General features: G+C 73.0%; 10 protein-coding genes and 1 riboswitch. Of the genes, 4 read left to right on the top strand and 6 right to left on the bottom strand.

Annotated features, from left to right (window positions below; genetic code table 11):
- Nucleotides 1-122: 122 nt before the first annotated feature.
- Nucleotides 123-2,231: a DUF6077 domain-containing protein gene (locus tag ACQP2H_RS09630; protein ID WP_363821135.1), complete on the bottom strand. Its 2,109-nt coding sequence runs from the start codon at nt 2,229-2,231 to the stop codon at nt 123-125.
- A gap of 173 nt (nt 2,232-2,404) precedes the next feature.
- On the bottom strand, nt 2,405-3,043 hold the full coding sequence (locus ACQP2H_RS09625; protein ID WP_208569036.1) for a TetR/AcrR family transcriptional regulator: 639 nt from the start codon (nt 3,041-3,043) through the stop codon (nt 2,405-2,407).
- 177 nt (nt 3,044-3,220) lie between these two features.
- Between ACQP2H_RS09625 and ACQP2H_RS09620 the strand changes: the two genes are divergently transcribed.
- The 4 genes from ACQP2H_RS09620 to ACQP2H_RS09605 all read left to right on the top strand — a co-directional run bounded on the left by ACQP2H_RS09620 (nt 3,221) and on the right by ACQP2H_RS09605 (nt 8,323).
- Nucleotides 3,221-4,114 (top strand): ABC transporter permease, encoded by an 894-nt coding sequence (locus ACQP2H_RS09620; protein WP_219469243.1) that lies wholly within the window; start codon nt 3,221-3,223, stop codon nt 4,112-4,114.
- Nucleotides 4,107-4,925 (top strand): ABC transporter ATP-binding protein, encoded by an 819-nt coding sequence (locus ACQP2H_RS09615; RefSeq protein WP_067303417.1) that lies wholly within the window; start codon nt 4,107-4,109, stop codon nt 4,923-4,925. The genes ACQP2H_RS09620 and ACQP2H_RS09615 overlap by 8 nt, the downstream gene beginning before the upstream one ends.
- A gap of 170 nt (nt 4,926-5,095) precedes the next feature.
- Nucleotides 5,096-6,604 (top strand): bifunctional cytidylyltransferase/SDR family oxidoreductase, encoded by a 1,509-nt coding sequence (locus tag ACQP2H_RS09610; protein WP_219469240.1) that lies wholly within the window; start codon nt 5,096-5,098, stop codon nt 6,602-6,604.
- A gap of 24 nt (nt 6,605-6,628) precedes the next feature.
- Nucleotides 6,629-8,323: a CDP-glycerol glycerophosphotransferase family protein gene (locus ACQP2H_RS09605; protein ID WP_433232192.1), complete on the top strand. Its 1,695-nt coding sequence runs from the start codon at nt 6,629-6,631 to the stop codon at nt 8,321-8,323.
- Nucleotides 8,324-8,538: 215 nt separating this feature from the next.
- Here the strand turns inward: ACQP2H_RS09605 and ACQP2H_RS09600 are convergent, their stop codons facing one another.
- The 4 genes from ACQP2H_RS09600 to ACQP2H_RS09585 all read right to left on the bottom strand — a co-directional run bounded on the left by ACQP2H_RS09600 (nt 8,539) and on the right by ACQP2H_RS09585 (nt 12,966).
- Nucleotides 8,539-9,390 (bottom strand): C39 family peptidase, encoded by an 852-nt coding sequence (locus ACQP2H_RS09600; RefSeq protein WP_363821142.1) that lies wholly within the window; start codon nt 9,388-9,390, stop codon nt 8,539-8,541.
- Between the two features lie 272 nt (nt 9,391-9,662).
- Nucleotides 9,663-9,807: riboswitch (cyclic di-AMP (ydaO/yuaA leader) on the bottom strand.
- Between the two features lie 374 nt (nt 9,808-10,181).
- The gene (locus ACQP2H_RS09595; RefSeq protein ID WP_433232189.1) at nt 10,182-10,940 is read right to left on the bottom strand and encodes a hypothetical protein; all 759 of its coding nucleotides are present in this window, start codon (nt 10,938-10,940) and stop codon (nt 10,182-10,184) included.
- Between the two features lie 125 nt (nt 10,941-11,065).
- A complete protein-coding gene (locus ACQP2H_RS09590; RefSeq protein ID WP_433232186.1) occupies nt 11,066-11,512 on the bottom strand; it encodes a hypothetical protein in 447 nt (148 codons plus the stop codon).
- Between the two features lie 98 nt (nt 11,513-11,610).
- The gene (locus ACQP2H_RS09585; protein ID WP_433232183.1) at nt 11,611-12,966 is read right to left on the bottom strand and encodes an acyltransferase family protein; all 1,356 of its coding nucleotides are present in this window, start codon (nt 12,964-12,966) and stop codon (nt 11,611-11,613) included.
- Between the last annotated feature and the right edge of the window lie 109 nt (nt 12,967-13,075).

The following is a 13,075-nucleotide window of genomic DNA, read 5'->3' as shown; positions in this document are numbered from 1 at the left end:
CGTGCCGGTCTGCGGGTGATTGCGACTTTAACGCGAGAGGGCGTCCCGGTGTCGCTCGGGTATCCAGGTCCATTTCGGTCAGACGCGACGATACCCCTCGGGCGACACCTGACGTCCGCCGCTCAGCCCGCCCGGCCGTAGCAGGTCGTCGCGCCCGGTCCCGGTCGGGTCGCGAACTCCTTGAAGCCCAGCTCGACGGCCATGTCCCGGGCGTACCGGTTGCCGTTGTAGACGCAGATGGTGCCCACCCCGAGCCGGTCGACGGCGGCGTCGACCTGGTCCCGGGCGGGTTTTTCCCGCCCGTCGGCGAAGTGCGCCAGCAACAGCCGGTCCTTGGCGAAGTCGGAGTTGAGGTCGTACTCCACCAGGTAGAAGTCGCGGGGCAGGACGACCCGGACCCGGCTGGTGACGATCAGTGAGGTCCGCATGATCGTCGACGGGGCGAGGAGCAACCCGGCCGGCCGGTCCTGCCGGGAGATCCAGAAGGCGATCTCCTGCCGCTGCTGGGGCAGCTTCCAGGTGGGGCGGGTGTGCGTCTCGACCCAACTGTCCTTCGACCACATCGGGGTGGCCCAGACGGCGAACGAGGTGACCATCGCGGCGGCGACCAGCCCGCCGACCGCACCGCGCAGCAGCCGCGACGGCGACGGGACGCGCACCGTGCAGAGCAGGCCGATCAGGGTCGGCAGGGCGAGCAGCCACGGCACCCGCCAGAGCACCACGGAGATGCCGGTCAGCGCGCCGAGCGTCTCCAGCACGCCGGGCACCAGCAGCACGCTCATCACCAGGGCGGCACCGGCGGCCAGCAGGGCCGGGGTGCGCCGACGGGCCAGCAGCGGCCCGCACCACAGCGCCAGGCCACTGATCACGCCGACGATCCCGACCAGCAGCGTCCGCCGGTAGGTGTACTCGGCGTCGAAGAAGGCGTCGTCCGCGCCGGCCGCGTCCATACCGCCCAGCACCAGCCGGGACACCACGATCGCCCCCACCGGGTACGCCACGGCGGCCAGCCCGCCGACCACCGCGTCCTTCCAGCGGCCGACCAGCAGCATCGCCAGCCCGGCCGCGCCGACCAGCATCGGCAGGATGATCGCCGAGGTGGTGGTGAGGCCGGCCGCGGTGACGGAGAGGGCGAAGACGAGCAGCAGCGAGCGGCGCGACCGGGTGTCGAACCACTCGGTGAGGTAGAGCCACATCAGCGGGATGACCGCCGAGACGAACATCCCCTTGCCCTCGTAGAGGCGGGGCAGGTGGAAGGTGCCGAGCGCGGCGTCCGAGCCGGCCACCAGGTAGAGGTAGGTGACCGCGACGCTGAACGCGAGCACCGGCCGGCGTGGGGCCCACCGGTGGGTGAGCCGCCACAACGCCAGGACGGCCAGCACCGCCATCACCGGCAGCGCCAGGTACCAGGTGGCGGACGCGCCGTGGATGCCGAGCACGTGCGCGAGCGCGCCGTCGAACACCTCGATCGACGGGGTCGGTGGCAGCGAACCCATCGCCGGGGCGACGTTCTCGGTGAACAGGAAGTCGTTGGTGGGCACCAGGTCACGGTCGGCCACCCAGACGGTCTTGCCGACGTAGTAGACGTCGTCCGGGGTGTTGCGGGCCAGGTAGAGCGAGGAGATCGCCACCCCGACCGAGATCAGCAGCGCGTACCCGGACTGGAGGGCGGTGGGGACCGGTGACGCGGGCGGCGCCGCGTCGTCAGCCCGCCACGCCCGCCGGGTGAGCAGCATGGCACCGACGCCCGCGACCGCGCCGGCGGCGGCCGGGACCCACCAGGAGAGCACGTCGCCGGCCGGGGTGCCGGCGAGGCCGGCGGTGACGGCGGCGACCACCCCGGCGGCGACCACGGGCAGCAGCCAGCGGCGCGGCTGGCCCGTGCCGCCCGCCGGGACGGCTTCGGTAGCCGTCGGCGCTCCGGCGGCGTCGGAAGCCGCACCCGCCGGGGCGGGGACCCGGGCCCGGCGCAGGGCACGCACCGCCACCAGGGCGGTGATCAGGGCGCAGCCGACCAGCCAGATCAGGAACGTCACCGACGGGCGCAGCCCGAACAGGAAGGACGCGTGGTAGAGCACCGTCCACAGCGCGAAGCCCAGCACGGCCGCGTCGGTGACGACGGCCGGGGCGGCGGCGAGCGCCGACCGCAACCGGTGCGCGGGCCGCGGCCGTGCGGCGGGGGGTGGTGCGACGGGCGGAGGCGCGACGGCAACGGGGTCGGCGTTCGGCACGGATCGTCCTTGTCGTCGTACGGGCACGGTACGCGAGAGTCGTACGGCCGGCGGGCGGCGGACGGTCGCCCGGCTCCGGTCCGGAAAGCAGGGTAACCGCAACCATCGTCCGTCGATGGCCGGTGGGCGGCGTGGCGGTGTCCCGGAGTTGGCCGGGTGGGGTGGATGCCGGGTCAACCGGACACCGGGGCCGCCCGCGGCCGGGGCACGGTGCCGTTCGCGGTGAGCCCGATGGCCACCGACTCCACCAGCAGGTCCAGGTAGGTCGGGGTCAGCGGGGTACGGGCGATGGCCAGTCGCCAGTACAGCGGCCCGACGATCAGGTCGACCGCCGCGTCGGCGTCGGTGTCGGCGGGCAGCTCGCCGCGCTCCACCGCCAGGCCGATCAGCCGGCCGCCGATCTCCTGCTGCTTGGCCCGCAGCAACTGCTGCAGGGTCTCGTCGATGGTCGGGTTGCGGGCCGCCTCGGCGAGCAGGTCGGGGATGATCTGCGAGGCCAGCGGGTGGCTCAGCGCGTGGGCGACCACCTGGAACAGCAGCGTCAGGTCGCCGCGCAGGCTGCCGGTGTCCAGCGCCGGCAGTTTGCTGCCGGCGGCGGCGACCACGGTCTCGATCACCAGGTCGAGCTTCGAGCTCCACCGCCGGTAGATCGCGGTCTTGCTGACGCCGGCCCGGCGGGCCACCGCCTCGATGGAGAGCCGCCCGTATCCGACGGCGGCGAGTTCCTGCATCAACGCGCGGCGGATGGCCCTGGTGATGTCGCCTCTCAGCACTGCGGCACCGGCCGGCGCACGCCTCTTGTCGCTGGTCATCGGGGACTCTTCGCACCTGTCACGTGGGCCAATGTAGCGCAACGACGGTACGGTTGCGTCCCGACGTGTTATGGACTACCGTCCACGCAGCGACGAGGCTGCCCCGGCACCGCGCCGACCCACAGTTCCCATCGTCGCGCGCATCCCGTTGGTACGAAAGATCGGAGCGCCCTTCCCATGGCCACCACCGCGCTGGTCGACCCCGAAACGGGCCTGACCCAGGCGCAGCTGGCCGCTCGGCACGGACTACGGGTCGCCGGTGAGCGCCCCTCTCTGACCGAGTACAGCCGCAGACTGTGGGCCTACCGGCACTTCACCGCCGCGTACGCCAACGCCAAACTGGTCGCTTCGTACAGCAACGCCAAGCTGGGCCAGATCTGGCAGGTGCTCACCCCGCTGACCAACGCCGCCGTCTACTACCTGATCTTCGGCGTGGTGCTCGGGCAGAACACCATCCCGAACTTCATCGCGTACCTGACCACCGGGTTGTTCATCTTCAACTTCACCCAGAGCGCCGTGCTGGCCGGCACCCAGTCGATCAGCGGCAACCTGGGGCTGATCCGGGCGCTGCACTTCCCCCGGGCCTGCCTGCCGCTGGCCGCCACGTTGACCCAGTTCCAGCAGCTGCTGGCCTCGATGATCGTGCTGGTCGGCATCGTGCTGGTGACCGGCGAGCCGCTCACCCTGGCCTGGCTGATGCTGCCGCCGGCACTGCTGCTCCAGGCGGCCTTCAACGCCGGGGTCGTGATGGTGGTCGCCCGGATGGGTTCCAAGGCCAGCGACCTCAAGCAGGTCATGCCGTTCATCCTGCGCACCTGGATGTACGGCTCCGGGGTGCTCTACAACGTCAAGCTGTTCGACCGGCTGCCGGAGTGGGCCTCGACGCTCATCCAGTTCAACCCGATCCTGGTCTACATCGAGCTGGCCCGGTACGCCCTGCTGGAGCAGGCGCCACTGCTCAACGAGTCGCTGACCCAGCTCTGGCTGGTGGCGGCCGGCTGGGCGATTCTGGGCGGGATCGCCGGGTACGTCTACTTCTGGCGCGGCGAACAGGAGTACGGCCGTGGATGACCGGTACGAGACGTCCAACGACGTCACCGTGACCCTGCCCCGGGTCGTCGAGCGGATCCCCACCGTGGTGGTGGACGACGCACACGTGATCTACCGGGTACACAAGGGCGCCGGGGGCGGGAGCACACCGGTGGCCGCGCTGCGCCGGCTGGTCAAGCGCTCCTCCGCGCCCAACATCCAGGAGGTGCACGCGGTCAAGGGGGTGTCCTTCACCGCGTACCGGGGTGAGGCGATCGGATTGATCGGCAGCAACGGCTCCGGCAAGTCGACCCTGCTGCGCACCATCGCCGGGTTGCTCCCGGTCAACCGGGGCGCGGTCTACACCCAGGGCCAGCCGTCCCTGCTGGGGGTGAACGCCGCCCTGCTCAACGACCTGTCGGGTGAGCGCAACGTCACGTTGGGCTGCCTGGCGATGGGGATGCAGCCCGACGACGTGGCCCGGATGACGCCGGAGATCATCGAGTTCTCCGGGATCAACCAGCGGGGCGACTTCGCCAGCCTGCCGATGCGGACGTACTCCTCGGGCATGGCGGCCCGGCTGCGGTTCTCCATCGCCGCCGCCAAGAAGCACGACGTGCTGCTGATCGACGAGGCGCTCGCCACCGGCGACAAGGGCTTCCGTAAGCGCAGCGAGCAGCGGGTCCGGGAACTACGCGAGGGGGCCGGCACGGTCTTCCTGGTCAGCCACCAGCTCTCCTCGGTACGGGACACCTGTGAACGGACGATCTGGTTGGAGTCGGGGCTGATCCGGATGGACGGGCCCACCGACGAGGTGATCCGGGCGTACGAGGCATTCGCCAACGGCAAGTAGTATTCCGGGCGCACGTACGGCATCGATCCGATGCTCCACGGACCGCGTCGTCCCGTTGGGGCGGCGCGGTCCGCGCGTTAAGGTTCATCCCGTCGCCACGCTGGCGCAATCCTTCGTTCAGGGTGACCCCCGGGACGCGTGCAGACATCCCCCGAGAGTGAGGATCGGCAATGACGCAGGACCACACCACTGGCCCGGACGCCACACCGGAGACCCCGGCACCGTGGCGGCCCTCGCGGACGGTGGCGGTGGTGCTGGCCGGAGGCACCGGGACCCGGCTCGGCCTGGGCATCCCGAAGCAGTTGCTGAAGATCGCCGGCAAGCCGATCATCGAACACACCCTGGCCGTCTTCGAGGCCGCCCCGGAGATCGACGAGATCATCGTGCTGATGGCCACCGGGCACGTCGCCGACGCCCAGCAGATCGTCGACAAGGCCGGCTTCCGCAAGGTCAGCAAGGTCATCGAGGGCGGCGAGACCCGTAACGCCACCACCCGGGCCGCCCTGGACGCGGTCGGCGACGGCGACGTCAACATCCTCTTCCACGACGCGGTCCGCCCACTGGTCAGCGCCCGGATCGTCCGCGAGTGCGTGAACGCGCTGTGGAGCTACTCCGCCGTCGACGTGGCGATCCCCTCCGCCGACACGATCATCCAGGTCGACGAGGACGAGTGCATCACCGACATCCCGGTCCGGTCCCGGCTGCGCCGGGGGCAGACCCCGCAGGCGTTCCGCTCGGGCACCATCCGGGAGGCGTACCGGCGGGCCGAGGGCGACCCGGACTTCGCCGCCACCGACGACTGCGGTGTGGTGCTGCGTTACCTGCCCGGCACCCCGATCAAGGTGATCGACGGGTCGGACGAGAACATCAAGGTCACCCACCCGGTCGACGTGCACCTCGCCGACAAGCTGTTCCAGCTCGCCGCCGCCCAGGCCCCCCGGCTGTCGCACCGCAGCTACACCGAGGAGCTGGCCGGGCGCACGATCGTCATCTTCGGCGGCAGCTACGGCATCGGGCACGACCTGGCCGAGCTGGCCCGGGGCTACGGCGCGCAGGTCTTCGCGTTCAGCCGCTCCAGCACCGGCACCCACGTCGAGCAGACCGGCGACGTCGAGGCCGCACTGAAGACCGCGTTCGAGGCCACCGGCCGGATCGACCACGTGGTGGTCACCGCCGGCATCCTGGAGAAGGGCGCGCTGGCCGAGATGGACGAGGAGACCATGGACCGGGTGCTCCAGGTCAACTTCGTCGGCCCGGTGATCGCCGCCCGGCAGTCCCTGCCGTACCTCCAGCAGACCAAGGGTCAGCTGCTGCTCTACACGTCCAGCTCCTACACCCGGGGCCGGGCCCAGTACGCGCTCTACTCCTCGACGAAGGCGGCGCTGGTCAACCTGACCCAGGCACTGTCCGACGAGTGGGCCGAGTACGGCGTCCGGGTCAACTGCATCAACCCGGAGCGCACCGCCACCCCGATGCGTACCAAGGCGTTCGGTGAGGAGCCGGAGCACACCCTGCTGGCCGCCGAAACGGTCGCCCAGTCCTCGCTCGACGTGCTGATCTCCGACCTCACCGGTCAGGTGATCGACGTCCGGCGGGCCCCCGGCGAGGCGGCCCCGGTGCCGGCGCAGCCGACCGCGGCCGAGCAGGACCGGCTGCCCAGCGGCGTCGACGCCGGCTGACCCGACCCCCGGAGACGGTACGACATGCGTGGTGAGCTGGTCAGGAAACTGATCGCACGGTGCCTGACCACCGGCCTGGCCGTGGTCGCCTTCCTGGTGGTGGCGTTCACCGGGGCCACCGGTTGGGGCCTGGCCCTGGCGGTGGCCGCGCTGGCCGCCGCCGGCTACGAACGTCGGGTCCGCCCCGACGCCGACATCGTCGCCGAGACGGTGCTGCTGGCCGCCGGCATCCTGGTCGGCTACGCCCGCCGGCTCGACGACGGGTTCGACCCGGTGCTGGCGCTCACCGCGCTGCTGCTGCTGGGCCTGGTGCTGCTGGTGGGACCGCTGCGCGATGCCGGCAACCTGGAGATCCGGGCGGCGAACCTGCCGTTGCGGGCGTGGACCCCGCTGGTCGCCGCCCGGCTCGGCGGCGTACTGCTGGGGCTGCTCGCCGTGGTGGCGGTGGCCGCCGCGTTCGCCCTGCCTGCCGTGCTGGCGCTGGTCGTCGTGCTGGTGGTCGCGGCCGGCTGCGGTGCGGTCGGCCTGGACCTGGCCCGGCGGCGGTTCCGGCCGTCGGGCGGGGGCGGCCCGGTGACCCGGGCGCTGCGCGCGCACCAGCCGGAGTTCCTGCTCTACTTCTCCGCCCCACCCGGCTCGGAATACCAGGTCACCATGTGGCTGCCCTACCTGGAGCGGCTCGGCCGGCCGTTCCTGGTGCTGCTGCGGGAGCCGGAGTTCCTGCCCACGATCGCCGCCGCGACGAGCGCCCCGGTGGTCTACTGCCCCACCCTCAAGGCGATGGACGAGGCGCTGGTGCCCAGCCTGCGGGTGGCGTTCTATGTCAACCACGGGGCGAAGAACAGTCACTGCATCCGGTTCACCCAGCTCACCCACGTGCAGCTGCACCACGGCGACAGCGACAAGGCCCCCAGCGCCAACCCGGTCTCGGCCATCTTCGACAAGATCTTCGTGGCCGGTCCGGCGGCGATCGAGCGGTACGCGCGGGCCGGCGTGGAGATCCCCGCCGAGAAGTTCGTCGTGGTCGGCCGCCCGCAGGTCGAAGCCATCGAGGTACGCCGGGAGGCCCGCCCGCTGACCGCCCCGACCGTGCTCTACACCCCCACCTGGACCGGCCACCACGCCGACGCCAACTACTGCTCGCTGCCGGTGGCCGAGCCGCTGCTGCGCCGGCTGCTCGACCGGGGGGCCACGGTGATCCTGCGCGCCCACCCGTACACCGGGCAGAATCCGGCCTCGGCCCGGCAGTTGGCCCGGCTCACCGAACTGCTCGCCGCCGACCGGACCCGCACCGGCCGGCAGCACCTGTGGGGGGCGGCGGCCAGCCGCGAGCTGAGCCTGACCGAGTGCGTCAACCGCTCCGACGCGCTGGTCTCCGACGTCTCCGGGGTCATCTCCGACTACCTCTACTCCGGCAAGCCGTACGCGGTGACCGACCTGGGCGTCGACGGCGACGAGTTCCTGGACCGGTTCCCGCTGGCCCGCTCCGGTTACGTGCTGCGCCGGGACATGGCCAACCTGGACGAGGTGCTGACCGGGCTGCTGGACACCGACCCGTTGGCGGCGGCCCGCTGGCAGACCCGCCGCCGTTACCTGGGCGACTTCCCCGCCGACGCGTACGCCGAGGGTTTCCTGGCCGCGGCCCGCCGCGAGCTGGAACCGGGCTGGGCCCCGCCGACCCCCCGTGCCCCCGCCGCCCCCCTCTCCCCCCACGCCTGACCCGCACCCGCCTCCGCCCGCACCCGCTCGCCTCCGCTCGCGCCCGCCTCCGTCGGCAAGATCGTGCTCGATCCATGTTGTAGTGGCCTCCTGCGAGGAGGCCACTACAACCATGTTCGAGCACGATCTTCGTCCGGCCGGCCGGGTCGACCCGGGGACAGCGAACCGCCCCGGCCACCCGTGGTCGGGCGGCCGGGGCGGGTGGGGTGGCTCGGTCAGGCGGAGTAGCCCCGGGTGGCGATCCAGTTCGCCAGGGTGGTCACGCTGACCCAGTAGGCCGGCAGCGACGGGTCGGCCGAGTCGGCGATCCGCACGGTACGACCGTTGTCCCGGTAGCCCACGGCGGCGATGTAGTGGCCGCCGGGGAAGGAGTGCCAGCCGCCGTCGAGGTCGGTGGCGTCCCCGGCCACGTTCGCGACCACGGCCCGCTTGTCGGCGACCGCCGCGACCACGTCGGCCCGCAGCCGGTCGATCTGCGCGTCGCTCGGCGTGCCGGCGAACATCCTGGTCCGGTACGGGTCACCCTTGACCACGGCGTTGAGCACCCGGGTGGTGTCCTCGGCCGAGTTGGTGCCCATCTCGGTGGTGCCCAACAGGGCGGCGAGGTCGTCCTGGCCGCGCTCGATGCCGGCCGCGCTGAGCGCGTTGCGGACCGCCGCCGGGCCGCAGTAGTAGTAGGTGGTCTGGGCCTGGTAGTCGTAGCGCAGGACCTTCGACGACGGCGGCTTCGGGGCCGCCTTGCGGGTCAGGTCCGGGTCGGCGGTGGCCCTGGCCTTCGCCCGGGTGACGCGCGGCGACGGGGCGTCGCTCGCCGACGGGCTGGCCGAGGGGGTGGCCGACGGGCTGGTCGGGGCGGGGACGGCGACCCGGGCCTGGGCGCGGCTGGCGACGTCGTCGAGGCGGGGGGCGGTCTCGGCCACGGCGGTGGCGCGCTGCTGGCCGGTCGGGGCGTCGTCGACCCCGGCGGCCAGGGCGGTGCCACCGGCGGCCAGGACGAGGACCGCCGCCGAGCCGACGACCATCCGGTACGGGCGTCGGGTGCCCAGTAGGCGGAGCTGTCGTTTCATGTGGTGCTTCACAGGGTGTTCCTCCACGGGGCGAGGCGGCGGGCACAACCCATCGGCACGCGGCGGACACGCCACGCGCGGATCGGGTGTTGCGCCGCTCGTTCGGCAGGGACCGCCCGACGGGGGGCCGGGCGGATCGGCGGCTCGCCCGGCAGGGGCCGGGCGGCGGGGCACAGAGCCGGGTCAGCGCGTCGGGCGCGACGGTCCGGCGGTGCCCCGGCACCGAGGTGGAGGAACTACCGAGGGGGTGGGGTCATGCTGCACGAGGAGGGAACTCCTTCCTTTGCCGCCGACCGGGTTAGCTGACGGATTCGGGCGGGAAGATCGCCCTACCCCGGGCCGTGGCCCGGAGATTCACCCCAGGTGGTGCGTGTGGGTCCCCGGTTCGTGACTGGCACGATTGAGCGGGTCGGCACGGCGTCGCCTCTTGCGATCGGAAACCGCACCGGACCGCAGCGACACTACTGGCCGGTTTCCCCCCTCGCCAGCCCGCTGAGCTGCACAAACATGGGCTGGACGAGTCAGTTTCGGGGCACTCGGGCACTGACCCGCCACGCGTGGGACGGTCGGAGCGCCCGAGCCCGTCCAGGCGAAAACCCGGACGGCAGGGCATCGACCGCCGATGATCGTCGCAGTCGATGTGACCGACTGTGACCAGGTGTCCGGTTTCCACCCGCAGTGACGGCACCCACAACCCGCAGATAACAATTCAGTCCCGCCGACCCGCCGACCCGCCGACCGCTGACCGGTCCGGCTTCGCCAACCGGCGGCCGGCCGACCTGACGGCCGGGTCAGCCGACCCGGGCCGGACGCCAGCGGGTGGCAGGGGCCGGGCGGGTGGCGGACGTCGCCGGACGGGGCAGTGGGACCCGGGTCGGCCGCCACCGTTGCGCCGCCGCGTGTGCCTCGGCAGCCAGCGACCGGGCCGCCTCGGCGGCCAGTTCGGCGTTCCGCCACGCCGCCCGTTCCCGCCCGACCGCAGCCCGGTACGCCGTACGCCGGTCCTCGCGGACCGCGCGGGCCAGCATCACCTCGTGCTCGACCGGGTGCCGACGCGGGTCCCAACCGTCGCGGTGCGCGAAGACGTCCCGCAGCCGCTCCACCGACAACTCTCCCCGCCAGTGCGCCGCCACGGCCTCCTGGTGCAGCCACCGCTCCCGACCGGCGTACTCGGCGGGGGTGCGGGGAGTACGCGGGCTGGGCAGCGCCCGGGCACCGGTGAACCGGCGGGCCAGCGTCTCCGCCTCGTCGTACGCCTGCCAGGCCCGTTCCAGTGCGTCGTGGGCCGCCAGCCAGGCCACGCGGTGGTGGCGGGCCCTCCGGGCGGCTCCGGAGGCGGCGACGGCCACCTCCTCCGCGTAGCGACGCAGGTCGGCGACGGGGGGTGGGGCGTCGGATGCCGGCGCGTCGGCAGTGGCTGCGGCCGGTTGGTCCCGCTCGGGCCGGGCCACCAGGATGGTGATCCCGGTCAACGCCAGGACGAGCAGCGCGGACCAGATCACGGTGGCGGTCGGGACCTCGATCAGGAACTGGGAGAGCACGGTGTTCACGGTCGACACCTCGCAGGCGGGATGCGGAAGAGGAGGCCGTACCGGCGGCGGGAACATCCGGCCGGGCGGTGCGGGTGTGGTGCGTGGCGGAGGCGGTCGCGGGTGGTCGGCCCCCGCGTGGGCGGTCAGCCCGCCGGGGGTGCCCGGGGGGCGGTGGCGACGGGTGTTCGACCGGCCGGCAGCGCCGGGGGCGGGGCGCTCCGCGCGACGCCGGCCGGCACGACGGCGTCGACCCGGTCTGCCGTCGGCACGGCGAGCACGACGGCGGCCCGGTCCGCTGCCGGCACGGCGAGCACCACGGCGACGGCCCGATCTGCGGCGATGCCGGCCGGGTCGGCCTCCTGCCCACCGCTGCGGATGCCGGTCGGGGCGGCCGGGGCTCCGGCCGCGTGCAAGGACAGCGACGCGTCGACCGGCAGGGCGGCTGCCGCCGGCCCCGGGTCGAACGACGCCGGGCCGGGCAGCGACGGGCCGGCGACGGCGAACGCGATCGCGACGGCCAGGCCGGTCAGCAGCCGGGACCACCAGCGGGCGACCCACCACAGCGGACTGGTGGGTGCGGCCGGGAGCATATGTCCACGTTACCGCCGGGGTGACCGACCCGCAGCACCGCCGGGCGTGTCGCCGCGCCCACCACCGTGGACCTGGTCCGGACGGCCGGGCGGGGTGGTCAGTGCGGGTCGCGCGGTCCGACGTACTCGACGGGGAGTCCGGCACGCCGCCCGTCGCCGGCAGCCCGCGGCCCCGGCACGGTGACACCGCCGCTGCCGGCCGCGCCGTCCGGCCGAACCCCACCGGCGGCGGCGACGCCGGCCGGCGCCCCACCGCCGACAACGGCACCGCCGACAACGGCGTCGGGGCCAGCGGCACCGCAGGCGGCGGCACCGCAGGCGGCGGCACTGCGGGCGGAGGCACCGCGGGCGGCGTCGGGGGCGGCCGGCACGGGTGGGGTACGGCGGCGGGGAGCGAGCCGGCGCATCATCGGCGTCTCCACGAAGCGGTGCAGGGCAGCGGCCAACGCCAGGTTCAGCACCAGGAAACCGAGCACGGCCAGTGGCCCCGACCAGCCGGGCAGCCCCACACCCCAGTGCCCGGTGAGCCGCAGCACCGTCATCATCACCAGCACGTGCACCAGGTAGAAGGCGAACGACACCTCACCGAGCCAGATGAGGGTGCGGTGCCGCCACGGCGACCAGCGGCCCTGCACGTCCGCGCGGGCCGCCGCCGGGATGACCAGGATGTACGCCACCGACAGCAGCGCCGCCCACATCTCGGCCGGGATCCAGTGCGCCGCCACCCAGACGACCACGAACAGCAGGCTGGCCAGCGGCAGGCCGGGCCCCCGCCAGTGGCCCCTACGCAGCAGTTCGGCGGCGGCGACGCCCAGCCAGAACTCGGTGGAGCGGACCAGCGGGAAGACCTGGGTGAACCACCAGTTGCTGCCCTCGGGGAGCAGTTGCTGACCGGGCCAGAGCGCCAGGATGACCAGCGGCACCGCCACCACCACGGCCCAGAGCACGCCGGAGTGGGCCCGCCGGATCGCCGGCAGCACCAGCGGCAGGCAGAGGTAGAAGAACAGCTCGCAGGAGAGCGACCAGCTCACGTTGTTGATGCTGTAGAAGTAGCCGGGGGTGGGGTCCCACGCCTGGATGAGGAAGAGGTTCTCCCACGCGGCGCGCGGCACCACCGGGTCGGCGAACCACCACATCACCAGCAGCGCCGCCGCCCAGGTCAGCACGTGGTTGGGATAGATCTTGGCGAGCCGGCGACGCCAGAAGTCCCGCCGCCGGTCGCCGTCTCGCGTCGACCAGACCAGCACGAAGCCACTGAGGATGAAGAAGAACTGCACCCCGGACAGGCCCAGGGTGAACAGCCAGTCGACCACCGCCTTGGCGTCGGGCTGGGTGACGATCCGCATGGTGCCGACGTGGTAGCCGAAGACCAGCATGGCGGCGATCCACCGCAACCCGGTCAGCGACGGCAGCCGGTTCAGCGCCGGGGACGCGGGGGTGGGCACGCTGGTCACCCGGGGCACCCTACCGGCACACCCCACCGCGGGTGGCGCGCCGGGGTGGTGCGGATGTGCGGAAGGTGTACGAAATCCCTCCACTGCCCTAACATCGCGGGACCCGTCG

It is taken from the genome of Micromonospora sp. CA-248260, from assembly GCF_050942205.1.
GTDB classification, from domain to species: domain Bacteria; phylum Actinomycetota; class Actinomycetes; order Mycobacteriales; family Micromonosporaceae; genus Micromonospora; species Micromonospora antibiotica.
Note: the sequence above shows the minus strand (reverse complement) of the source record. Positions and strands in the feature narration are given on the sequence as shown.